Raw genomic sequence first — 24,282 nt, 5'->3', positions numbered from 1 at the left:
AAAACCGCCACCTCTATTTATATGTCTAGTAATATATATCGGCATTTAAAAATTATAAGATTAGGGGCATATTTTTTAAAATGCACTTATTGACACACATTATTACCTAATGTTAAAATGAATGTTTTGACATGTAAAAGTGTTTATAGTATACTTAAAATATAAAAACTTTATTACTCTGTATCAATGGGGGGGTGGTATTAAGAGTTTTCAAAAGTTTTATTCCATTTATTTTTCTTATTTGTAAGACAAGTTATAAATAGATTAAACTTTGTTAGTCTTTTCATTCAATATATATATAAATAGAAAGATAAATTATTTTCCTTTTTTCTTGCTTTATTTGTTATGGAGGCGTACATATGTATAATATAGGAGATAAGATCGTTTATCCGATGCATGGTGCAGGAATCATTGAGTCTATTGAAGAGAAAGAGATTCTTGGCCAGAAAAAAAGTTATTATGTGGTAAAAATACCCGTAGGTGAAATGAAGGTAATGATACCCACAAGCAATGTAACGGATATAGGAATTCGGGAAGTTATTAGTAATCAAGATGCCGATAAAGTATTAGCCACCTTAGGTGAAATGGAGCAATCTTCAAACAACAATTGGAATAAACGGTACAGGGAAAACATGACTAAAATAAAAAGCGGTAACATTTTTGAAATTGCCTGTGTTGTGAGATCACTCATTCAAAGGGACAGAGATAAGGGGTTGTCTACAGGTGAACGCAAAATGTTAAATAGTGCAAAACAAATTTTAGTAAGTGAACTTGTTCTGGCAAAAAATATTGAACCATTAGAAATAGAAAGAATAATGAACAAGTATCTCAATTTTTAGTTGTTTCGCCTATTACGAAGCAATGACCTCTAAGACCGCCTTATGATTAATCTGGGGGATAACTATAGTGCTTAATAAAATCATAAAGATTTCATTCTCCGTTGTTGGTGGTATTACCGGTTTTACGTTGACTAATACCATTTTGTCTTTATCTAATGCTCAAACAGGCTTAATGATTCAGATAACGATGATAATATTGTCTGCTATATTTTGTGGTGTGTTATTCTATTTGGCAGGCGATAAAACTATTGAATTGGTTACAGCTGTGTTTGATAAGACAGAAAAAATTGTACAAAATTTAAGCTTATATGAATTAGCAATAAGTTCAATAGGGTCAATTGTTGGCCTGATAATTGCAAACCTGATTGTTATACCGATAAAAAATATTGCCATAATCGGTTTGCCTTTAGCTTTGTTTGCTAATGTTTTCTTTGCTTGCATTTTTTTCTCTATAGGGCTTGTAGTTGGAAAGCGTAATGATTCTATTATTGATTCATCAAAGTTTGCGAAAAATACAGCAGGTAGTTTTTCCGGCAAAAAGCTTCTCGATACCTGTACCATAATAGATGGGCGCATACTTGATATAGTAAGAACAGGGTGCATAGACGGTAATCTGATTGTACCTGATTTTGTGCTGGAAGAATTACGTTTAATAGCTGACTCTTCCGACTCATTAAAAAGAGCCAAAGGTAAAAGAGGCCTGGACATCCTCAATATACTGCAAAAAGAATTTGCTGACATAGTTAGTGTTAAAGAATTTGAGGGAATTGAGGGTAATCAGGTTGATGACAAGTTATTAAAAGCTGCAAAAAAAATAAACAGCACTGTTATAACAATCGATATGAACCTTAACAAAGTGGCAAGCGTCCATGGAGTTAAGGTGCTGAATATAAATGATTTATCCAATGCTGTCAAACCTGTGGCATTACCTGGGGATGAGATGAAAATTCAGGTTGTGAAGGATGGCAAGGAACCAGGCCAGGGACTGGGTTATTTGGAAGATGGAACCATGATAGTTGTGGAAAACGGTAAAAACTATATCGGACAATCCATAAGTGTTACTGTTACAAGCCATCTTCAGACCTCAGCAGGTAGAATGATATTTGCAAAACCTAACTAAGGTATAACTTTCAATTTAGCAAGTAATATAAAAAAAATTAACAGCTCATTAAAGCTAAGACACTATAAACAAAGTGTTTTAGCTTTTATATTGATAACGCTTTTAATATATTTCTATTGACACTGGAAAAGCACGAATATAAAATAAAGAGTGTGTTTTTTTAGGTGTTATTCAGATTTATTCTTAAGATATATTTTATTTAAGGGTGGTTCGGACCATTTAGGAGGATTTTAATCATGTCTGTGAAGTATGTATTTGTTACCGGCGGCGTTGTGTCAGGTTTAGGGAAGGGGATAACTGCCGCATCTCTAGGAAGGCTCTTAAAAGCAAGAGGCTTGCACGTTACTATTCAAAAGTTTGACCCCTATATAAACGTAGATCCAGGTACTATGAGTCCATATCAGCATGGAGAAGTTTTTGTTACTGATGACGGTGCTGAGACAGATTTAGACCTGGGCCATTATGAAAGGTTTATTGATGAAAACTTAAGCAAAAACAACAATGTTACAACTGGAAAGATTTATTGGTCCATCATAAGCAAAGAAAGAAAAGGAGACTTCCTTGGCGGTACTGTTCAAGTTATACCACACGTTACCAATGAAATTAAGGACAGGATTTACAGAGTTGGAAAATCCGATCGCACCGATATTGTTATTACAGAAATCGGCGGAACTGTTGGAGACATAGAGAGCCTTCCTTTCCTGGAAGCTATCAGACAGGTGTCAACTGATGTAGGACGTGAAAATGTAATGTATATTCACGTTACACTTGTTCCATATCTCAGCAACTCCAAGGAGCCTAAGACAAAGCCTACACAGCATAGTGTAAAGGAATTGAGGAGTATAGGTATACAGCCTGATGTCATAGTTTGCAGAACAGAAGAACATCTTTCAAAAGACCTTAGAGATAAGATCGGTCTATTCTGTAACATTCAGGGTGATTCAGTAATTCAAAACCTTGATGCAGACATATTGTATGAAGTTCCTCTAATGCTTGAAAATGAGGGTTTGGCAGATATTGCATGCAAAAAACTTAATCTTCAATGTAAAGCACCCGACCTCACAGAGTGGCAGGAACTCGTTAACAAGCAGAAGAATTTGGATAGATCTGTAACCATTGCACTTGTCGGCAAATACGTAGAGCTTCATGATGCATATATAAGCGTTGTCGAATCTTTAAAGCACGGCGGAATAGCTAATAGTTCAGACGTTAAAGTCAAATGGGTAAATTCAGAGTATTTAGATGAAGGCAACCTTCTTGAGAACCTGGGTGATGTTGATGGTGTGTTGGTTCCCGGAGGGTTTGGAGATAGAGGAATAGAAGGAAAGATTTTAGCTGCAAAGTATTGCCGACTAAATAACGTACCTTACTTTGGAATATGTCTTGGTATGCAAATGGCTGTCGTTGAATATGCAAGAAATGTTGCTGGCCTTTCAACAGCACATAGTTCCGAGTTTGACACTTCAACAGCTTATCCGGTAATTGACCTTATGCCGGATCAAAGGGACATCGATGAAATGGGCGGTACAATGAGGCTTGGATTATATCCATGCAAGATTAAGGAAGGATCAAGGCTTAACCAGATATACAAAGAAGGTCTTGTATATGAAAGGCACAGACACAGGTACGAGGTTAGCAATGAGTTCAGGGATATATTGGTAAGCAAGGGTCTTACAGTTTCAGGTGTATCTCCAAGTGAAAAGCTGGTAGAAACAATTGAACTTACCGATCATATTTGGTATGTTGGAGTACAGTTCCATCCTGAATTCAAGTCCAGACCAAACAGGCCTCATCCTTTGTTTAAAGACTTTATAAGAGCTTCTCTGGAATTTCAGGATAAAAAGTAGTTTTATAATTTAAAAATGTAAAAATTCAAAAAAGCCAGCTATTAAGCTGGCTTTTTTATATTTATTTCCAATACGTTTAAAAGCCGTAAACCCGTGATTTCCCAGCTGTATTCAATTATTTTCTATAATGTATAAACTTTATTAGTTTTGACAATACTTATTTATACAAAGCTAAATAAGTTAACTTAGGAAGAACAAAGATATACATAACATTTTAGGGGGATTTTACAATGAAAAGAAAGGTATTATTTAATTCTGGATCCAGACCGGTTATAAAGTTAATTTCAAGCATTCTAGCACTTTTGGTTCTTATTTCTATACTTATATGTAACTCATATTCTGACGAATTTAACAAAAATCTGTCAGATGATATTATCAGGCTCCATGTAATAGCCAACAGCGATACAACTGAAGATCAGGCACTTAAAAGAAGCGTACGGGATGTTGTATTAAAATATATGAAAGATAACTTAAAGCTTGATTCAAGCCTTAAAGATGCAAAAGATATTCTCAATAAAGATATGGATAAAATAACCGCAATAGCAAAAGAAGAGGTTTTAAGATGGGGTAAAAACTATCCTGTAAAATCAATGCTTGGTAATTTTCCTTTCCCAACAAAGACATACGGTGATATAGCTTTGCCAGCTGGCAATTATCAGGCACTGAGAATAGTAATAGGAACAGGTGAAGGAGCTAACTGGTGGTGTGTGCTGTTTCCTCCGTTATGCTTTGTTGATGCAACCCATGGAACAGTACCCGACGATGTAAAGGTAAAGCTTAAAAATTGCATGTCTGAAGAAGAATATGAGGTTATCACATCAACTAACAATGATGATATACCAGTTAAAGTAAAATTTAAAGTTATGGATTTTGTTAATGGCTCCAAAGTAAAGATATCATCATTTTTTAATAAAGTGTTCAAGAAATAAGTGCACAATCGGCACAATTCCTCTTTGTATGGATTTTATCGCATTAGCAGACTGCGATAAAATCCTATTTAGTCATTCCTTATATTCTTTGAAATAATTACTTTTAATAATAATATCTGCTATTTCCAGCCCTTTAATTTCGTTTTCCTTTTGTTTTTGATCCGTATCTATGCTTCCAACCCTGCTTCCATTTGCCAGTATGACAAAATTCTTATTTGTATTAAGTAGATTTCTCCCCATGGCAGAATTTGAATATTCCTTTTCATCCACCCCCATAAGGCTTAGCAATGTAGGCATGATATCAATCTGTCCACCCCTGACACTCACAATCTCTTCTTTACTACCCTTACTATATACCATAAAAGGAATATAGTTGTAGTTTTCCATCCACCAATCCTCTTTATTTTTCATGCTGACAATATCATATCTATAAAACTTGTGAACTCCACAGTGATCACCACCTAAAGCAATAACGGTGTTCTCGAGCATACCTGCCCTATCCAGTTCATCTATAAAATTGCCTATCTGCTTGTCTGTATAATGAACAGACTGAAAATACCCGCCCATCCTTGTTTTATCAACATCCTCCGGAATGGTCATTGATTTATACTTTTGAGGAATGTTAAAGGGTCCGTGACTGGACAGAGTAACCATAAATGTATAAAAAGGCTGTTTTTGCTTTAATATTATAGGCTTAACCTGCTTAAAAAAAGATCCGTCACTAAGCCCCAAACCTATTATTTCATCCATAACAAATTGGGATGAGTCTATACATTTTTGAAATCCAATGGATTTAAGTGCCTTCATCCAATTCCAATAGCTTCCCTTATCAGGATGTATGGCGGTAGTCGAATATCCTGTTTTTTCAAGTTGCAATGGCAGTGAGTTATAGTAATTGTCTGGGTATCTGAAAAATGTACTTCCCCTTCTTACCGGGTAGATAGAGGTATTTACCATAAAATCAGCATCAGAACTGGTACCCATATTTACCTGCTCCTCAACATGATTGAAAAAAATGCTGTTTTTTAAGAGCTTGTTGAGATTAGGTGTTATTTCCTGCCCATATACCTTTCTGTTCAAAACGAAGTTCTCAAGGGACTCAACCTGAATATATATAAGGTTTTTTCCTTTAAACATTCCCTTATATTTATTATCCGGAAGGTTTTCATTCTTGGCATTGTACCAGTCTTTTATTTCCTTAACCTCTGCCTGGCTGAGTTTAACTGTTTTGCAATCATTATAGTACACTATAAGGTCATTTATATGGTATCCAATTGGTGATAACCTCTTAAAAGTAAGATCTGGCCTCCAGGTAACATCAAAAATGAAAGCATACTTGTCTTTAATCCCCAAAACCTGGGTTTTAAAAGGGATATGAAGTAAATATCCGGCTGAAATCAAAAATAATACGGAAAAAACAACCGGTTTAGCCCGTGATGTAAATAGCTTTTTATGAAGCCATATCATCACAAATAGCATGATCGGAATATCAATGATTAATAATATATCCCCTGCACTAAAAAATGATATGACTGAATCGGACAGGTTATCAAGGTTTCCTATCTCCTTTAGCATGTGAGGAGTTACAAATTTTTCAAAAGCCCTGAAATATAAAATATCAACAATAAATAAAACTGTGATTAAAAGGTTTGTGACAAAAAGATATATTCCCCTGCCAATCCCCTTTAATAGAAAGCATCCTACCAAAATAATCAATATGAAAAATATAAAGTAAAGGGGATAATATATGGTGGATAACCCTTTTATTATATTTACTTCGGAAAAGTTCGGCCCTTTGACATATCCAAGAAAAACTACCGATTTAAATGCAATGGCTAAAAAAGTGTATAAAAAACAAATTTCCTTAATCGTAAAGTCGGCACACCATTTACTAATCCTTTTTATAAATTTCCAAATACAAATTACCATATTTCTCATGTTCCTCACTATACACTCCCCTAATGAAACTCTTTATAAAATAATATTTAAAAACTATTTATCGCTTTAATATAGTTACATAATTATAAACTTTTTTACACGTTTTGAAAAGAAACAAACTCCAATATTTATATTTTTAATTTTCCAGCACAATATGTTGCTTTTTGTTGATTAATGTTACTTTAAAGAGTAAAATATAATTACATTATTACATTATAAATTTACGATCAGGAAGGTAATATATGATTCGAAACACAATCATTACAAAAGATCAATCATTGAGTGCTATAAAAAACGGTGAATTCGGCAGGGACGTTATAAGTTCCCAGAATATCGTCATTGTAATTATGACACAGGATTGGTGCCCCCAATGGACTGATATGAAAAGCTGGGTTTATTCCATTAAGACAGATAAAAATATTGACATATATGAGCTTGTATATAATAAAACCGATTATTTTTATGAGTTTAAAAACTTTAAAGAAACTCGCTGGAAGAATTTTAACGTTCCTTATATACGCTTTTACAAAAATGGCAGTATGTATAAACAAACTAACTATATCTCCGAGAGCGAATTTATGAATATACTTGAATCAATGTCCTGATGTATGTGCGTCTCTATGTTTTTGTCATGTAAATCTTATAAATTTTATATTTTTATTTTAATCAGCCACATCAAAAATTTACTTTACTCCGAAACACTATACCAGGAAGGGAGTTTGATTTTTCTTGGCTATCTCAAGTATATTCAATCTAAATAGAAAATTTGAGAAAACTGGGGATTCTCAAGATAACTCCTTGCTCGAAATACTTGTAAAGATTAAAAGAGGGGATGGTAATTTAAGAGAAAGATTTATACTTGCTCACAAACCTTTCATCTTCAAAGTTGTATCAAAGGTTATGGGAAAATTTATAACCGAAGACAACCATGATGAGTTTAGTATTGGTATGGAAGCTTTTAATGAATCTATAAACAAGTTTGATCTTAATAAAGGATCTAATTTTTTCATGTTTTCTGAACAAGTAATAAAAAGTCGTATAATTGATTTTTTGCGAAAAAATAAAAAAAGCAGTACAGTTTACCCTTTCTCCAGTATTGATGAATATGATGCATTTGAAGAAAAATATCTAACTTCCGACTCCCATTACAATTATGAAAATATTGAGGTAAGCGAAGAGATCGATGCCCTAAGGCATGAACTGGCAAAATATGGCATAACCATCGCGGATCTTGCTGTTAGTTCTCCAAAGCATGACGATTCCCGCAGGCTTTGTATAAGAATAGCAAGAATCCTTGCCAACGACAACCAGCTCTTTGAAAAGCTGAAGAAAAACAAAAACATACCTAGAAACGAGCTCCTAAAAAAGGTAAATGTACACAGAAGAACGATTGAGAACAATAGAAAGTACATAATTGCTGTTTCAATAATTTTAAAAAGTAATCTTGAGATATCCAAAAGGATTTTCAAGTATGCGGAGGAGGGGATAAGCTAATGAAGCACAGCGGTACTATTGAATATGGTATGGAAAATTCAATAGATAGTGCACATGATAACAACTATGATATAGGAATTGTTTATGAAATGTCTGACAGTGAGGCTGTTGTCCTCGACTCAAATGGCCGATTTATTTTCATTCGCCGTAAAAGCCATATGGAGATTGGGCATACTGTAAAGTTCAGGTATTCAGATGTTCTGCTTCACAGAAATAAAAAGCAGAAACTTTTGCCATTTTTATCTGCAGCAGCTGCTGTACTGATTGCTGCCCTGGTTCTATTTAAAGTATACAGCCCATTTGGAACTCCAATATATGGGTATATTGATATTGATGTCAATCCAAGTACCGAATTTGAATTTGATAAAAACCTCAATGTTGTTAATGTTGTTGCTCTAAATAATGATTCCGCAGAAGTGACTGATGACATTGACCTATACGGCAAACCTGTTAACCAGGCATTGGAGGAGTATATTGAAAAGCTTATTTCCATTGGTGTTATAGATAAAAAATCTGAGAATTTTGTTTTACTCTCAGCAGCATTATATGATGCTGATGATAAAGCTGCTGTAAATTCTCTTCTGTCAAATAGTAAGAAAAAAGTTGATTTAATTGCCAAAAGCCAAAAACTGAAAATAAGAAGTGAAGCTTTAAGTCTTGCTTCATCCCATAAAAAAGCTTCATCAAAAAATAATGTATCCATGGGAAAGTATTATTTATATTTGAAAGCAAGGGAGAACGGCAGTCAATTAGACGAATCCAGCTTAACCGATACTCCTGTTTTTCACCTGGCAGAATTGTCAGGCTTATTTAAAACCGATAAAAAGGGTTCATCCTCCGTAACTCCAAATACTAACAGTAAGTCCACAAATACCAGTCAGCCTTCCGGAAAGGCAGCTGCTTCAAAGCCTGTGGCTACGAATACATCTATAACTACGCCTGCAATACAGGCTTTATCACCAACTTCAAAGCAGACACTAAATTTATATACAAACACGCCTGCTGCAAAAATTACACAAACACAAAGCAGCAATACTCCTGCTCCTTCTAAGGTTAAGGCATCTGATTCATTTCCTACTCCTTCCGGCACTACCGGTAAAAATAATTCGGAAAAGAATGGATCAAATAGCCTGAAGCTGGAGTTTTACAACAGAGACAAACTAAAACGCACCCAGGGAATCAGTTTGGATTTTAAAATTACAAATACAGGTTCTGACACAATAGATTTGAAAGACGTGAAGATAAGATACTATTTCACTAAAGAAGGGGATTCCAAACCCATATATTCATCATATTTCTTCAGCCATGGAGAAAAAACCGATGTTCATGGTAAATTCGCAAGTCACTCCCTGGCAAGCGGTACAGATCATTATGTTGAGATATACTTTGATAATGGTACCCTGCTTCCAAATAAAGAGGTTTATGCATTTGGCTCAATTACCAAGGAAGATTGGGGCTATTTTGAACAGGATAATGATTATTCCTTTGATGCTGAGGCTAAGGATTTCACAGTCCAGGACAAGATTACTGCCTACATCTCCGATGCACTGGTATGGGGAAAAGAGCCAAATTAGGTGATGGTTTATTTTTATTAATTATATTAAAATTTCAAAAATTAGGAGGTAGTCAATATGAAACATGCACAAAAAAAGAGTTTTAAGAATCTGCTATCTTTGTTGCTTGCACTTACTGTTATATGTGCAACATTCCCTGCAATGAAGACATCAGCTGTTACCACTCAGCCCTACAAATGGAATAACGTGAAGATTGGCGGCGGCGGCGGATATGTTTGCGGGATTGTTTATAACCCCACAGAGAAGGGCCTTGTTTATGCTCGTACCGACATGGGAGGAGCATATATAAGAAATAAGACAACATTAGAATGGGAGCCTCTTACTGATTGGGTATCACCAGATGAGTGGAACCTTTTAGGATGTGAAAGTATAGCTACAGACCCGGTTGATACAAAAAGAGTTTATATCGCCGCTGGTACATACACAAACAGCTGGACAACAATGAATGGATATATTCTGCGTTCCAGCGATTACGGCAAAACATGGGAAAGAACTGAGCTGCCGTTTAAATTCGGGGGAAATATGCCCGGACGTTCAGTTGGTGAGCGTTTGATGGTTGATCCTAACAGCAATAACATATTATATTTTGCTGCAAGAAGCGGTAAAGGTTTGTGGAAGAGTACAGACTATGGTAAAACATGGGCAAAGGTTAGCAGTTTCACAAATGTCGGAAACTATGTTGAAGATCCGAATTTCGAATATTCATCTGACAATTTGGGATTGTGTTTTGTAACTTTTGATTCATTTAAAGGTACTAAAGGTACCCCAACAAAGGACATTTACGTTGGTGTTGCCGATAAAAAGAATCCGTTATATGTAAGCCATGATGCAGGTGCAACATGGAAACCAGTTGAAGGTCAGCCTACAGAAAGTACTTTCAAGCAGCATAATAGTAAAGCTTTAAAAATTGGTATACCGCATCATGCAGTTATAAGCAGCAAAGGAATTTTATATGTTACATATTGTGATAGAGGTGGTCCTTACCAGGCTGACGACGGTGCAGTTTATAAATATGATACAAATACAGGTGTATGGACAGATATAACTCCTCCTTCAGACTATAACTGGGATGGTTCTCCAAAGTATGAAAACTGGTACGGATATTCGGGTTTAAGTGTTGATGCACAAAATCCGGACACACTCATAATTTCATCACTTCAGTCATGGTGGCCGGATAACTATATTTTCCGTTCACTGGATGCAGGAAAATCATGGGATCCTATATGGAAAATGGGGGATTCATATCCATCAAGAAACATGAAATATACTATGGATATTTCAAAAGCACCCTGGCTTACATTTGGAAATAAGATAAACGCAGCAAGCGGCGGGTTGGTAAAAGGTGACGAAATAATGAATAATCCTGCACCAAAACTTGGATGGATGATGAGTGCACTTGCAATTAATCCCTTTGATTCCAATGAAATGATGTACGGTACAGGTGCTACTATTTACGGTACAAAAAATTTGACAGACTGGGATAAAGGCGAATTTGTAAATATCGAAGTTATGGGAATGGGAGTTGAGGAAACTGCCGTCTTAAGTCTGATATGCCCGCCAGTTAACGGTGTAGAACTAATAAGCGGTGTTGGTGATATCTGTGGATTTGTACATAAGGATTTAAAAACAGGTCCGGATATGATGATGACAACTCCAAGGTTTACTAGCACTACAGGTCTGGATTATGCCGAGCTCAATCCCAAAATTATTGTAAGAGTTGGTAACACCGATAAAGAACAATATGAAATGGTCAAAAAGAGCGTTGCTATTTCAAAAGACGGCGGTGAAACATGGTCGGAAGTTCAACCAAATGTAAGCTATACATTCCCATCAACTAATGCAGACGATATAGTTCAGGGTGGTTCTGTTGCAGTATCTGCAGATGGTGCAACCTTTGTCTGGTCGCCAAGCACAAGTCAGGGAGTTATATGCTATGTAAACGGCGGATGGAAAGCTGTCAGCACACTTCCTGCAGGAGCTAATGTTTGCTCGGATAGAGTTAATCCAAAAGTATTCTATGCATATGCAAAAAATACTTTATATGTAAGCAATGACGGTGGTCAAACATTTACATCTGCAAAAACAGATTTGGAAGCTGCTTCTGCCAAAATTAAAGCAGTCCCCGGCAAAGAGGGTCATGTATGGATTCCGGGTTCTACAACAGGCCTTTCATATACAACTGACGGTGGTAAAACAATTAATAAAGTTAATGGCGTTACAAGATGTGATGTTGTTGGCTTTGGTAAAGCAAAAGCCGGTGAAGATTATCTTGCTATTTATATATGCGGTGAAACAGATGGCTTATATGCCGTATATCGTTCTGATGACATGGCTAAAAACTGGATAAGAGTAAATGACGACCAGCACCAGTATGGTTCTATAAACTACTCAATTACAGGAGATCTAAGAGTTTACGGACGTGTTTTTGTGGCAACAAACGGGAGAGGTATTGTATACGGCGAGCCAAACGGTACAGCGGTATCACCTACCCCTACCAAACCTACTTCACCAACATCTACTCCTACAGGTCCTGTACAAGGCAATAAGCTTTCAGGTTATATAGCACCTGATTTCACATATAGTGCTGAAGCAGGAAAAACAGTTAAAGCCGGCTTCAAGATTGAGCTAGTTGGTATAGGCCGCTCCGCTACCACTGACCAGAACGGTTATTTTGAAATTAGTGGTATAACGGAAAAAGTAGCATCATTTAATGTTAAAATAAGCAAAGCAGGCTATCTTGCGAGGGAAATAAACAAAATTGTAATAGACAGCAACAAAGTTATAGGTACATCAGCCTCCCCTGTACTTATGTGGGCAGGCGACCTTAACCAAGACGGTACAATTAATATGTCCGATATAATTATAATGGCTAAATATTTCGGTGGGGTTAAAGGCGATGGAACATACTTACCGGATGCCGACCTCAACTCCGATTCATCAATAAACATGTCGGATGTAATGATCCTTGCTAAACACTTTAACGCAACAACATCAAGCTACTCAGCTGCAGTTGTGTAATAAAATCACCTCTGGCTTTCTTACAAAATCAAAAAGTGATTTTGTAACCTTGACTGTCGTTGTAAGAAATTGTGATGCAGATTACACCACAATTTCCTAGACAAATACAAATTAAAAGTGCTATCAATCACTTTTAATATATATTTTCTCTTAGATTTGGCGTATGCACGTTTCTCTTTGATGCATACGTTTTTTTTATATTTATAAAGAACACTTTTTAATTTTTTATGTTATACTATGGTTAATTTACTTAAATAAACATTTACTAAGGAGATGTTATTAATGCCAATTGATATTACAACAGGGTTAATCATATTAGCTGTGCTTGCATTTCTTGGAGCAACAGCAGTTTACAATAGAATTAAAAACAACAATAGAATAACAAGTCATATAAAAAGTTCATGGGGGCAAGTACCTGAAAATAAATATAAGCCAGGAGACATGGAATCCATAGCCAGCTTCTTTAAAAATCTATCAAAAACAGAAAAGGATAGCTTTTACATTGACGATATAACCTGGAACGACCTTGATATGGGCAAAATATTCACCCGCATTAATAATACCTGTTCATCTCCTGGTGAAGAGTTTTTATACTATTTAATGAGGACACCCGATTTTCTTGCAAATGAGCTGGCTGATAAAGAAAATCTCATGGAGTTTTTTGATAAAAACAGCACCACTAGGGAGAAAATTCAATTCCTGCTTTCAAAAATAGGTAAAAACAGAAGTTTCAGTCTTACCAATTATCTTTTTAAAATGGTAAGTTATGACTCATGGAAGTTCACAATTTACAGAATACTTTCTATCATACCAATAATTTCTTTGGTAATTCTAATATTTAATTTTAATATAGGTGTAACCCTATTAGCTTTATCTTTTGTAACCAACATAATAGTCTATAATCTCGCCAAAACCGAGCTTTCAACCGAGCTTGATGCAATAAGCAGGATTATTTCGCTGGTTAATTGTGCAATAAAAACAGCTGGGATAGGTCACATTTGCGGGCATGAAGCAAAATTGGCAGACACATTAAAAAATGTTTCAAAGATTGGCAAGCTAAGCTATTCCGTCGTCCAAAACAGCAGCGACCCTTTTACAGAAACAATTAAGATTGCTTTATTAGTTGATGTGTTGAATTACGGGAAAATAATCAAGTTAGTGGTTCGCTATCAGGAGGATCTATTGAAGGTTTATAAAACTTTAGGTCTCTTTGATAGCATAATTTCAATTGTTTCATACAGAAAAAGTATCCCTTACTATTGTATCCCCAAATTCAACGAATCAAGCAATGCCGGCAAAAGGTTTATAAACTTTACAGATATATTCCATCCCCTTATTAAGGATCCTGTTCCAAACTCCCTCACTGCTTCCGGTCCGGTTTTAATAACAGGCTCCAATGCTTCCGGGAAATCTACTTTTTTAAAAACCATTGCAATAAATGCAATTCTTGCACAAACCATTAATACATGCCTTTGTCATGAGTATGGAAGTAGTTTGTTTAAGGTATATACATCAATGGCACTAAAGGATAACCTGGATAACAATGAAAGCTATTACATTGCAGAGATCAAATCCTTGAAACGAATTCTAGACAGCTTTAATGATGATGTACCATCCCTTTGTATTGTTGATGAGGTACTGCGAGGAACCAATACAATTGAAAGAATTGCCGCTTCAACTCAGGTACTTGGATACATGGCCGCAAGCAACAGCATGTGCTTTGTTGCAACTCATGATATAGAGCTTACACATATACTTGAAGACCGCTTCACAAACCATCACTTCCAGGAAAAAATTGAAGGTAGTGAGGTCCTTTTTGACTACAAGCTTTATGAAGGCAGGGCATACAGCAGAAATGCCATTAAGCTTTTAAAGCTTCTTGGTTATGATGATAATATCGTAGACCAAGCGGAAAACCAAGCCTCTTTCTTCACAAATGAGGGTATCTGGAAAAAATATGATTTTGTATAGAAATAATGTTAAAATGCAATATATAATGTAATAACAAATAATAAATACTTGAATAATGTATTTTTTGAAATGAACTAATTAAAAGTAATTATGTGATTTATTGATTTAATTTAGGAGGCAGCAGGGTTTTATATGAACAAGCATGATATAATCCATATCTTAAACGAAATAGGTGTTTTGCTGGAGATCAAAGGAGAAAGCTTTTTTAAATCAAAGGCTTACTATGAGGCGGCTAGAGCAATTGAATTCATGGATGAGGATATTGAGCTTCTTGTAAAAGAGGACAAGCTTAAGGAGTTAAAGGGGTTTGGTACTGCCTTGAGCCAAAAAATCGGCGAATTGGTTACAACAGGAAAACTCATATATTATGATAACCTTAAAGAATCAATCCCACAAGGACTCATAGATATGCTGAAAATTCCGGGCCTTGGACCAAAGAAAGTGCGAGCTGTATATGAAAAGCTTGGCATAACCACTATTGGCGAGCTAAAATATGCTTGCATAGAAAACAGGCTTACAAAGCTCACAGGCTTTGGTGAAAAAACACAACAGAAAATACTCGAGGGAATAGAAAACCTCAACAAGTATGCCGGCAAATTCCTATATCCTCATGGATACAGGCTTGCTAATGAGCTTTTAAAATCATTAAGAGAAAACAGTGCCGTTATCCGATGCAGTGAATGCGGAAGTCTAAGAAGAAAAAAGGAAGTTATAAAGGATATCGATATTCTTGTAAGCTGCAATGACAGCTCTCAAGTAATGGACATATTCACAAAGCATCCCCTTGTAGAAACTATAACCTCAAAGGGTGATACCAAATCCAGTGTAATATTGCACGAGGGAATAAGTGTAGACTTAAGGGTTGTAACGGACAATGAGTATCCATATGCACTCCATCATTTTACTGGAAGCAAAGAGCACAATACAGCCTTAAGACATTTGGCAAAACAAATGGGTATTAAGATGAATGAATACGGGCTTTTTAAAGACGATTTGATAATAGATTGCAGCACTGAAGAGGATATTTTCAAGGTATTCGGTCTCCAATACATACCTCCTGAGCTGCGTGAAAACAACGGTGAATTCGCAGCCGCATCAACCGGAACTCTACCAGATCTTATTACCATTAATGATATAAAGGGTGTTTTTCATGTTCATACAAATTACAGTGACGGTTCCAACAATATTGAAGACCTTGCAACATATTGTATAGGGAAGGGATACAGCTATATTGGAATATCCGATCACAGCCAAACCGCTTACTATGCAGGTGGACTCAAGGTGGATGATATAAAGAGGCAGCATGAAGAAATTGACAAGCTTAATCAAAAGCACCGTGATTTTAAAATTTTAAAGGGTATTGAGCTTGATATTCTTCCGGACGGAAGTGTAGACTATGACGATGAGGTGTTGTCCTGGTTCGATTTTACCATTGCTTCGGTACATTCATCCTTCAATATGGATGAGAAGGATATGACCGACAGAGTGATAAAAGCAATGAAAAACAAGCATGTCACAATACTTGGTCATCCCACCGGAAGACTTCTCCTTTCAAGAGAGCCTTTTAAAATAGATATTAAGGAGATTATTAGAACTGCAGCAGAAGAAAAGATAGTGCTGGAGATAAACGCCAATCCTCACAGGCTTGATATGGACTGGAGGTACTTGAAAAGTGCTTTGGAAGAAGGCTGCACGTTTGTCATATCCCCTGACGCCCACTGCCTTGAGGGTATAAATGATATTGAGTACGGTGTAAATATAGCAAGAAAAGGGTGGCTTTCTGCCTCAAATGTTATTAATACAATGGATTGGGAAAGTCTCAGGTTTGGTAAATGAATTGAGTAAAGTATTACTTCCGATTATGAGCCAGTGTTGACAGTTTATTCAACACCGGAACAAAATTTATAGCAGAAGTTATATTTTGTTTATTAGGTATTATCAAATAATTAACTGGTCAATAGGGCATTTCAAAAAGCTGAATTAATGATTTTATACAAAAAATACTTGAATAATGTATTTTTTGAAATGCCCGCAACAATCGAGGCTATTTACAAAATCAAATCAGCTTCATTTAGTTTATTATCATAAATAAATCTGTCTATTTCCGATTTTAACAGATCAATATCTATTTTATTGCTAAAAACAAAACCGTTTTTGCCATTTACTTCCTTCAATAGCGAAGGCATTCCCCAAAAATCCATTTCATCCCTAAAATTATACAACCCAAAAGTTTTCCAAACATTTTTTCCGTCTTTTTCAAAGTAAACAATTATATTATCATCATCATAATTATCAATCGAAACATTTATGTTATTTTTTTCCATTATACTGCCTCCTCAATTTGCTAAATTCCATATAAATGAAAGTATTTGTCATACAATCCGCAACAAGCATCCATTCCTGAGTTAGTGCTCATTGTCTTATCAATTACCTTTTCCCATGATCCGTATTTTTTTAATGCATCTTCCGGTGTCATACCTAAAGGATTACCATATGTCTCTTGATTACTTCGTAATACTCTTTGATAACCTGCTTCGTCTCCTCTTTTTAAGTAGCTATCAAGCCTATTCTTATTTCGCTGATTCACTGCAGCTTTTGCAATTTCTTCTGGAGACGCATCTTCTTTCTTCATTTTGACCACTAAATCAGCAATTGAGTCATTTTCCTGGTGATATTTTTCTCTCGCTGCGGTGGCTTTTGAAACCTGTTCCGGATTCGTCCAATCTATGCTGCTTGCAAACTCTCCGATACGCGTTGATTCAGGATCAGGTGAAAAGCCATAAACCGCTTCAGGGTTTAATATAATATCTGCCATAGCTTTTGGATTATCCAAGGGATTGTTTTCATATTGGAATACGGGAACTCCTACAGTATTTGCTATGTCAACAACCAAGGCAGCCAACTCTTGAGCTGGTAAGCTATCCATTCCCTTGACATCTTGCAAAAGGGTCTTCTTAATCTCAGAAGCAGTTTTTCCTTCGCATCTCTTCTTTATTTCGTTAACCATTTGTTTATTTGCTTTTTCATTTGAACATTTACTTAGCTTGGGTACTATAATACTAAGCATACAACCCTTTCCACTTCTTGCACCAACTAATGCTTTGTCTCCCATACCTCACCAACCCTATCTGCAAAATTTGCTATTGCTGATAAAAATATAAATATCCGTTTTTTCTTATATAGTATCATTTTGCCATCATGAATTCAATAAAAGCAAACAGCCAATAAAATGTTGTATAGATCCAATTTTATTGGCTGCTTCATTATAGCTTTAGAAAATAAGTACGATTAAGGTTTTCCTATAAACATCTGTACCCAGGTTTTTCCTCCATAAGTTCCGCCGTTTGCAATACCAAATCCGCAGTGTGTAAAATTCTCACCCAATATATTGGCCTTATGTCCGGCAGAGTTCATCCATCCTGTAAATACATCCTGAACACTAGTATATCCAGCAGCGATGTTTTCACCTGCGTATCTATAGCTGATGCCGAATGTTTTCATCATGTCAAATGGGGAACCGTATGTAGGTGAAGTATGGCTAAAATAGTTGTTATCCACCATATCCTTGGCTTTTACCATAGCTACATTGGCAAGAGGCAAATCATATTGTAAAGGCTTTAGATTTGCATCAGCTCTTGCTTTATTCACCAAATCCAAAAGTGCCTGCTCATCTGCACTAATACCACTTGATACCGGAGTAGGTGTTGCAGTGGAAGTTGGTTTCAATGTAGCAGTTGGTGCTTTTGTAGCAGTTGGCTTTACCGTACTAGTAGGAGTTACTGTGTAAGTCGGCTTCAATGTAGCTGTTGGTGTTATGGTAGTAGTTGATACTTTTGTAGGAGTTGGCTTTAATGTTGGTGTTACAGTAGGAGCAGCAGTTGATGTACTTGTCGGTGTTGACTTTAATATTGTTGCAGTGGGAGCAGTCGTTGATGCTTTTGTCGGTGTCGGCTTTAATGTTGGGGTTGCAGTCGCTTTTGTTGGTATTGGAGTTTGAGAAATTCGTTTAATCTTCACCGATGTCATTTTATCATTTAATTTTCCCTTGGTAAAATCACTGTTATCAGCTTTTAAAACCCAACTCTTACCTGTGAAATTGTCACCATCAAATACTGTAACCTGAAAACCTTGTGTTATTTTAACAGATGAAATATCATTATTCTTAATCCCTTTTGCAACTAGCTTTCTTAGCGTATAGTCCCCTTCCTGTAAAACAACCGAATACCCTTTATAGTTTATGTGCTGATAAAATGTTGCTGAGCCTTGGTTAGCAACAGATAAACTTAGAACTTTTTTGTTTCTGGAATTTTTGAACTTCTTATTATAAGAGTATGTATTTTGTTTTGTCTGGGGCAAATCTGTATTACCTTTGCAAGCGTACCCTGGTATAGAAACCGATGTAACCAAAACGGTTGCAATCAGCCCCATTGAAAACTTAATAATGCGTTGCCTGATTTTTGAGTAGTTCACCAAACATCATCCTCCAATCGTAAAAATTAAGATTTGTCATATTCAATATTATATACAAATTATTCCTAAATTTATATAGGACTTTAGACCAATTTATTTTTAAACAAACCAGATGTTGAACTATTTCTATACATAACTAAATGGTATAATATACATTATTATCAGAATAAATATCTTGCCCATTATAATTGATTTGTCCCATATTATTATTGGAAGAGGTAAAATAAAAATGAAAAAATATATAGTACTTCTCAGTATGTTGTTCTTACTTTTGTTTGGTTGTAGCATTTCAAATAACTGTTCTGAAAAAACTTTGGTTAGCCTGCTTCAAAATATTAAGCAGTTAGATTTACAAAAAGAAATAAAGAGTATTAAAGCATCTATAAACCATATTGATATCATGAAAATTGATAAATTTCAGTTAAGATACGGAAAAGACGGATCAATCCAGCAGTTATTATTAAATTTTATATGTCAAAACAACAACAAATATTTATTTTATGAAATAAACTATGACACTATAAAAAAACAGTACATTATTCAAAATAGAGAAGCAGAAAAGTGGTTAGGTTACGAAGCATTATATGATGAAAATCAATTAGTTGAATCTTTTAAACAATTAAGTTTTGATGAATTAACATTATATCAAAATATTAATAGTATTTATGATTCTTTTACTTTAAGATATTTTGAAGAAACCAACAATATATCAAAAACTTCTGCATCTAATGTATATAAGGTAACTAATGGCAAAAAGCAAAAGCTGATTAACAATGAGCAGATAGCCTGTGGACTAGCATTAGTAGTTTCAGGTAACAAAGTACTAAAATCACAAAATCGAACTAGCATCGAGTCAAATGATGGAAGTATCTATGTATTTGCTTTTTAATATTTCTTAAGATAATTTCATGCTGATACTATAATAGCACACTTATATAACTTTACAATTCGGCATCTATATTAATATACACCGTATGTATTCCTGCATAGCAAGCTGGAGTATCAGCATGTATGAATCCAAATATACCCTGGATCACTCAAATAGAAAAACAACTAAATTTCTATTAATATGGGAAGTATCATAGGCTTTCTCTTCGTCTTCTGATAGATATACTCCCTAAGGGTATCCTTGATAGCTCCCTTCTTTGAAGGCCAGTTCCTTCCTTCACATTTTAAAACAGCTTCTTTGCATACCTGTTTAACTTCATCCATAAACGGCTCAGATTCGCGAACATATACAAAGCCCCTTGAAATAATATCAGGCCCTGTAATTACATTACCGCTTTCCTTCTGTATAGTTACAACAACTATGATAAGACCATCTTCCGACAGGTGTTTTCTATCCCTTAATACAACATTTCCAACATCACCAATGCCAAGTCCATCCACAAGCACCTTTCCCGAAGGCACAGTTCCGGTTACAGCAGCACTTTCAGAATTGATCTCAAGGATTTGCCCTATTTCCATTATTATTATGTTATCTTTATTCATTCCAAGGTTCTGGGCAAGGTTTGAATGTTTCTTCAAATGCCTGTATTCACCATGAACAGGCATAAAATATTTAGGTTTAATAAGCCTCTGCATCAGCTTAAGTTCCTCCTGGCATGCATGGCCTGAAACATGGATATCTGCAAGAGATTCATATATAACCTCTGCACCCTTTTTAAAAAGTTCATTGACAACTCCATATACCGATTTCTCATTTCCCGGAATAGGTGTAGCTGAAATAATTACCAAGTCTCCCGGTATTATTTCCACCTGCCTGTGCTCCCCTACTGCAATTCTTGCAAGTGCAGACATAGGCTCTCCCTGACTTCCGGTAGTAATAATAACCAGCTCATCCTGATTAAAATTTTTTATTCGTTCAATATCTACAAGGACGCCTTCAGGAACATTGAGATAACCTAAATCCATTGCCTTTTTACTGACATTGATCATGCTTCTGCCGCATATAACCACCTTACGGCCGTATTTTACTGCCGAATTAACTACCTGCTGTATCCTGTGAATATTTGATGCAAAAGTAGCAACCAGTATTCTGCTTTTCGCATTCATAAAAATTTCTTCAAATGTTTCTCCAACAGTCTTCTCCGACATGGTATATCCAGGCCGTTCAACGTTAGTACTATCGCACATAAGGAGCAAAACACCCTTTTTGCCTAACTCCGCAAACCTTAGCAAATCAATTGGCTCTCCGGAAATAGGTGTATAATCCACCTTGAAATCCGATGTGTGGACAACCGTTCCTACAGGCGTATGTATCGCCAGTGCAATTGAATCTGCAATGCTGTGAGTTGAACGGATAAATTCCACTTTAAAGGAACCCAGTTCCAAAGTTTGCCCTTGCACTACTGTTTCCAGTTTACAGCTTGATAGAATTCCGTGTTCTTCCAGCTTGTATTCCAGAAGTCCTAATGAAAGCCTTGTCCCATAGACAGGAACGTTAACCTCTTTCAATAAATATGGAAGTCCTCCAATATGATCCTCATGTCCATGAGTAACAATAATTCCCTTAACACGCTCAATGTTTTTAGCCAGATATGTAGTATCAGGCAGAACCAAATCAATGCCCAACATTTCATCATCAGGGAATGCCATACCGCAATCTACAACAATAATATCTTGGCCATACTCAAAAACCGTTATATTCTTTCCGATCTCCCCCAATCCTCCAAGGGGAATAACTTTTAGCTTCTTTTTACTTTTTGCCACTATAAACCTCCAAATTAATTTTATATAATATTATTCCCAAATCCTTTTTAAGGAATTACTTTTTTATGAAATCTTTTTTTGAAATCTCTTTTTTATACATAAAAAAAGAACATCAAGGGATATATCCAGCTTGATGTTCTTCAATAGATAAATTTTTTAGATAGATTTTACTATACAGATTTATTAAACTTGGCTGCAACCATAATAACATCCGACATATTGATTGCTCCATCACCGTTTACATCACATTTCCTGTCATAATTGCTGTCTGTTGACACCGCGTTAAAATGAGATGCCATCAATATAACATCCGACATATTAACAACCTTATCTCCGTTAATATCTTCAGGTGCCGACACAATCCCTTGTGTTGGTGTATTTGTCGGTGATTTTGTTGGAGTATTTGTCGGTGTACTTGTAGGTGGAGTGCTTGGTCCGTCATCGCCTACAAGTGCTATCTGAGGTACAGGCGGTACAGTCATACCGCTTCCTATGAAAAATCCGGTATGGGGAGGTTGATTGTATGCAACATTCTGCCACGCTATACCATTTCTATAAATAGGGTCATGCATTAATGTGTATATCCTTCTGTTTGTAACATTAGTAGTTGTGTAAATCCTGAGAGCCGTTTCATCACTGGTCTTACATATTAGTTCTTCTCTCCAGTCTCCAAGAATATCCGCCTGCAGATTTGGGTTGGATTTGGTACCATTTATTTTTGTGCAGCCAGTTGCACTTAGTAAAGTTCCACTGCCGTACTTTGTTATTGTAGTACCGTCAAGAAGCTCCCTTAATTCGTCACCATCCCACCAAATTGCATGGTTGGCTACGCCTGGTGCTGTTCCAAGGTTCTGGCCTGTAGCACTAAATAGGGGTGAACCGGCCGCCCACATCTCTTCACCTGGTGATGATGCTACAATATCTGCAGTACAAGCTCTGCCTGTATCTTTATCGGCATTCCATCTAAAAAGTATTGTGCCTGTTCTTGCATCATGAAGGTCTGCTCCACCTTCTCCTTCATGGCAGGTCCATACCTCCAAACCAGCTCTATTGGGATTCAAATCTCCAAAATGCATGGAATCTCCATGTCCAAGGTTTGTTGTATACATTCCTTTACCGTCGTCATCTACAGCACATGCACCGTATATGATCTCATCCTTACCGTCATTGTCGACATCACCAACACTTAAGTTGTGGTTACCTTGTCCGGCAAATTTAGTATTATTGTTGCTGTCAAAAAACCATCTTTTTGTAAGCTTGCCGCTTCTAAAATCCCATGCAGCAATAGTCAACCTGGTATAGTATCCACGGCACATAACTATGCTTGGATGAACCCCGTCAAGATACCCAACGCAGGCTAAAAAGCGGTCTACTCGATTGCCATAGTTGTCCCCCCATGAAGAAACAGTGCCTCTTGGAGGATCATAGTTTGCAGTTGCAAGGGCCTCACCGGTCACACCACTGAAAACAGTAAGATACTCAGGTCCGGTCAATATGTATCCATCCGCTGTTACATAGTTTGCATTAGCATCACCTATAACTTTTCCCTTGCCATCCTTTGTGCCGTCTGCAGTCTTACATACAACCTCCGACTTTCCATCGCTGTCAAAGTCTGCAACCAGGAATTGGGTATAATGAGCCCCACCACGAATATTTCTACCCAGGTTTATAGTCCACAATCGTGTACCATTAAGTTTATAAGCCTCAAGGCATACAGGATCGGTAACACCTGCATTTGCATTATCTTGTGTACGGCCTTCCCACTTTATTACAACCTCATATTGTCCATCTCCATCCAAATCTCCGGTACTGCAGTCCCCTGCTGTATAACCGCTAACTGGTGCCTTAATTGGCACTGTCAGATAATTCTGTCCCCAAACAGAAGCTTTCTCTGAATCAACTTGCTCCTGTCCGTTTATAACGGGACGCACCGTATAGGTTGATCCGGTAGTTCCACTTGCGTCAAGATAGTTGGTGCTTGTAGTTATTGGTGTAGAGTTTAATTTAGTCCCGTTGCGGTAAATATTAAATGCAATGCTGGTTGGGTCAGTACCAAACATACGCCAGCTTACAAAAACCCCATTACTTACCTTTACTGCAACCAGACCCCTGTCCAGTTTTTCCATAAGACGCAATGTCGCAGCATTTGCTGACTGGCCTGGTATGATCAGTGAAGCAATCTGTACCATTACCAATAGAAGCAGGAAAACCTTCTTTGTCTTTCTTTTGCACTTACTCATTAAAGCAAAACCTCCTTTTTGTATTTTAAAATTACTATGTTATCTATAAAGGTTATATCTATATTCTGCTATATAGTTTCTAGACATATAAAAATACGTAAATTTTTTATGTTTTTTGGGATACAAACGT

17 protein-coding genes are annotated in these 24,282 nt (G+C 36.3%); 11 read left to right on the top strand and 6 right to left on the bottom strand.

What is annotated here, in order from left to right; genetic code table 11:
- Positions 1–359 precede the first annotated feature (359 nt).
- The 4 genes from Bccel_RS27305 to spoIIR all read left to right on the top strand — a co-directional run bounded on the left by Bccel_RS27305 (position 360) and on the right by spoIIR (position 4,735).
- The gene (locus Bccel_RS27305; RefSeq protein ID WP_036939974.1) at positions 360–839 is read left to right on the top strand and encodes a CarD family transcriptional regulator; all 480 of its coding nucleotides are present in this window, start codon (positions 360–362) and stop codon (positions 837–839) included.
- Between the two features lie 67 nt (positions 840–906).
- Positions 907–1,959: a PIN/TRAM domain-containing protein gene (locus Bccel_RS27300; protein WP_036939971.1), complete on the top strand. Its 1,053-nt coding sequence runs from the start codon at positions 907–909 to the stop codon at positions 1,957–1,959.
- 236 nt (positions 1,960–2,195) lie between these two features.
- Entirely contained in the window at positions 2,196–3,806 is a 1,611-nt protein-coding gene (locus Bccel_RS27295; protein ID WP_036939970.1) for a CTP synthase, read from the top strand.
- Between the two features lie 230 nt (positions 3,807–4,036).
- The gene (gene spoIIR / locus Bccel_RS27290) at positions 4,037–4,735 is read left to right on the top strand and encodes a stage II sporulation protein R (protein ID WP_050753937.1); all 699 of its coding nucleotides are present in this window, start codon (positions 4,037–4,039) and stop codon (positions 4,733–4,735) included.
- 72 nt (positions 4,736–4,807) lie between these two features.
- Here the strand turns inward: spoIIR and Bccel_RS27285 are convergent, their stop codons facing one another.
- Entirely contained in the window at positions 4,808–6,673 is a 1,866-nt protein-coding gene (locus tag Bccel_RS27285) for an LTA synthase family protein (protein WP_036940215.1), read from the bottom strand.
- Between the two features lie 242 nt (positions 6,674–6,915).
- Between Bccel_RS27285 and Bccel_RS27280 the strand changes: the two genes are divergently transcribed.
- The 6 genes from Bccel_RS27280 to polX all read left to right on the top strand — a co-directional run bounded on the left by Bccel_RS27280 (position 6,916) and on the right by polX (position 16,566).
- Positions 6,916–7,278: a hypothetical protein gene (locus tag Bccel_RS27280; RefSeq protein WP_036939969.1), complete on the top strand. Its 363-nt coding sequence runs from the start codon at positions 6,916–6,918 to the stop codon at positions 7,276–7,278.
- Positions 7,279–7,402: 124 nt separating this feature from the next.
- Positions 7,403–8,167 carry an RNA polymerase sigma-I factor gene (sigI, locus tag Bccel_RS27275; RefSeq protein WP_036939967.1) on the top strand — a complete coding sequence of 255 codons (765 nt, stop codon included), beginning with the start codon at positions 7,403–7,405 and terminating at the stop codon, positions 8,165–8,167.
- Positions 8,167–9,741 (top strand): anti-sigma-I factor RsgI family protein, encoded by a 1,575-nt coding sequence (locus tag Bccel_RS27270; RefSeq protein ID WP_036939965.1) that lies wholly within the window; start codon positions 8,167–8,169, stop codon positions 9,739–9,741. Before sigI ends, Bccel_RS27270 begins: the two co-directional genes overlap by 1 nt.
- 57 nt (positions 9,742–9,798) lie before the next feature.
- Positions 9,799–12,759: a dockerin type I domain-containing protein gene (locus tag Bccel_RS27265; protein WP_160317764.1), complete on the top strand. Its 2,961-nt coding sequence runs from the start codon at positions 9,799–9,801 to the stop codon at positions 12,757–12,759.
- A 282-nt stretch (positions 12,760–13,041) separates the two neighbouring features.
- Positions 13,042–14,730 carry a MutS-related protein gene (locus Bccel_RS27260; protein ID WP_036939963.1) on the top strand — a complete coding sequence of 563 codons (1,689 nt, stop codon included), beginning with the start codon at positions 13,042–13,044 and terminating at the stop codon, positions 14,728–14,730.
- A 132-nt stretch (positions 14,731–14,862) separates the two neighbouring features.
- Positions 14,863–16,566, top strand: a complete 1,704-nt coding sequence (gene polX / locus Bccel_RS27255; protein WP_036939961.1) for a DNA polymerase/3'-5' exonuclease PolX — start codon at positions 14,863–14,865, stop codon at positions 16,564–16,566.
- 212 nt (positions 16,567–16,778) lie between these two features.
- On the opposite strand, the gene Bccel_RS27250 is transcribed toward polX, so the two are convergent.
- The 3 genes from Bccel_RS27250 to Bccel_RS29935 all read right to left on the bottom strand — a co-directional run bounded on the left by Bccel_RS27250 (position 16,779) and on the right by Bccel_RS29935 (position 19,200).
- A complete protein-coding gene (locus Bccel_RS27250) occupies positions 16,779–17,054 on the bottom strand; it encodes a hypothetical protein (protein ID WP_036939960.1) in 276 nt (91 codons plus the stop codon).
- Positions 17,055–17,074: 20 nt separating this feature from the next.
- Complete coding sequence (locus Bccel_RS31070; protein ID WP_201781985.1) at positions 17,075–17,842, bottom strand: hypothetical protein; 768 nt, start codon at positions 17,840–17,842, stop codon at positions 17,075–17,077.
- A gap of 176 nt (positions 17,843–18,018) precedes the next feature.
- Positions 18,019–19,200, bottom strand: a complete 1,182-nt coding sequence (locus Bccel_RS29935; RefSeq protein ID WP_152966110.1) for a CAP domain-containing protein — start codon at positions 19,198–19,200, stop codon at positions 18,019–18,021.
- A 229-nt stretch (positions 19,201–19,429) separates the two neighbouring features.
- On the opposite strand from Bccel_RS29935, the gene Bccel_RS27235 reads away from it, so the two are divergent.
- Positions 19,430–20,089: a hypothetical protein gene (locus Bccel_RS27235; RefSeq protein WP_036939959.1), complete on the top strand. Its 660-nt coding sequence runs from the start codon at positions 19,430–19,432 to the stop codon at positions 20,087–20,089.
- A gap of 164 nt (positions 20,090–20,253) precedes the next feature.
- On the opposite strand, the gene Bccel_RS27230 is transcribed toward Bccel_RS27235, so the two are convergent.
- A complete protein-coding gene (locus Bccel_RS27230) occupies positions 20,254–21,912 on the bottom strand; it encodes a ribonuclease J (RefSeq protein ID WP_036939958.1) in 1,659 nt (552 codons plus the stop codon).
- 170 nt (positions 21,913–22,082) lie between these two features.
- Positions 22,083–24,152, bottom strand: a complete 2,070-nt coding sequence (locus Bccel_RS27225; RefSeq protein WP_036939957.1) for a rhamnogalacturonan lyase family protein — start codon at positions 24,150–24,152, stop codon at positions 22,083–22,085.
- Positions 24,153–24,282: the final 130 nt, after the last annotated feature.

Source organism: Pseudobacteroides cellulosolvens ATCC 35603 = DSM 2933, assembly GCF_001262605.1.
Classification (GTDB): Bacteria; Bacillota; Clostridia; order Acetivibrionales; family DSM-2933; genus Pseudobacteroides; species Pseudobacteroides cellulosolvens.
Note: the sequence above shows the minus strand (reverse complement) of the source record. Positions and strands in the feature narration are given on the sequence as shown.

Coding starts and splice junctions, on each gene's coding strand:
- Bccel_RS27235 (WP_036939959.1), top strand. CDS start 19,430: ATGAAAAAATATATAGTACTTCTCAGTATGTTGTTCTTACTTTTGTTT.
- Bccel_RS27305 (WP_036939974.1), top strand. CDS start 360: ATGTATAATATAGGAGATAAGATCGTTTATCCGATGCATGGTGCAGGA.
- polX (WP_036939961.1), top strand. CDS start 14,863: ATGAACAAGCATGATATAATCCATATCTTAAACGAAATAGGTGTTTTG.
- Bccel_RS27270 (WP_036939965.1), top strand. CDS start 8,167: ATGAAGCACAGCGGTACTATTGAATATGGTATGGAAAATTCAATAGAT.
- Bccel_RS31070 (WP_201781985.1), bottom strand. CDS start 17,842: ATGGGAGACAAAGCATTAGTTGGTGCAAGAAGTGGAAAGGGTTGTATG.
- Bccel_RS27285 (WP_036940215.1), bottom strand. CDS start 6,673: ATGAGAAATATGGTAATTTGTATTTGGAAATTTATAAAAAGGATTAGT.
- spoIIR (WP_050753937.1), top strand. CDS start 4,037: ATGAAAAGAAAGGTATTATTTAATTCTGGATCCAGACCGGTTATAAAG.
- Bccel_RS27295 (WP_036939970.1), top strand. CDS start 2,196: ATGTCTGTGAAGTATGTATTTGTTACCGGCGGCGTTGTGTCAGGTTTA.
- Bccel_RS27265 (WP_160317764.1), top strand. CDS start 9,799: ATGAAACATGCACAAAAAAAGAGTTTTAAGAATCTGCTATCTTTGTTG.
- Bccel_RS27280 (WP_036939969.1), top strand. CDS start 6,916: ATGATTCGAAACACAATCATTACAAAAGATCAATCATTGAGTGCTATA.
- Bccel_RS27260 (WP_036939963.1), top strand. CDS start 13,042: ATGCCAATTGATATTACAACAGGGTTAATCATATTAGCTGTGCTTGCA.
- Bccel_RS27225 (WP_036939957.1), bottom strand. CDS start 24,152: ATGAGTAAGTGCAAAAGAAAGACAAAGAAGGTTTTCCTGCTTCTATTG.
- Bccel_RS27250 (WP_036939960.1), bottom strand. CDS start 17,054: ATGGAAAAAAATAACATAAATGTTTCGATTGATAATTATGATGATGAT.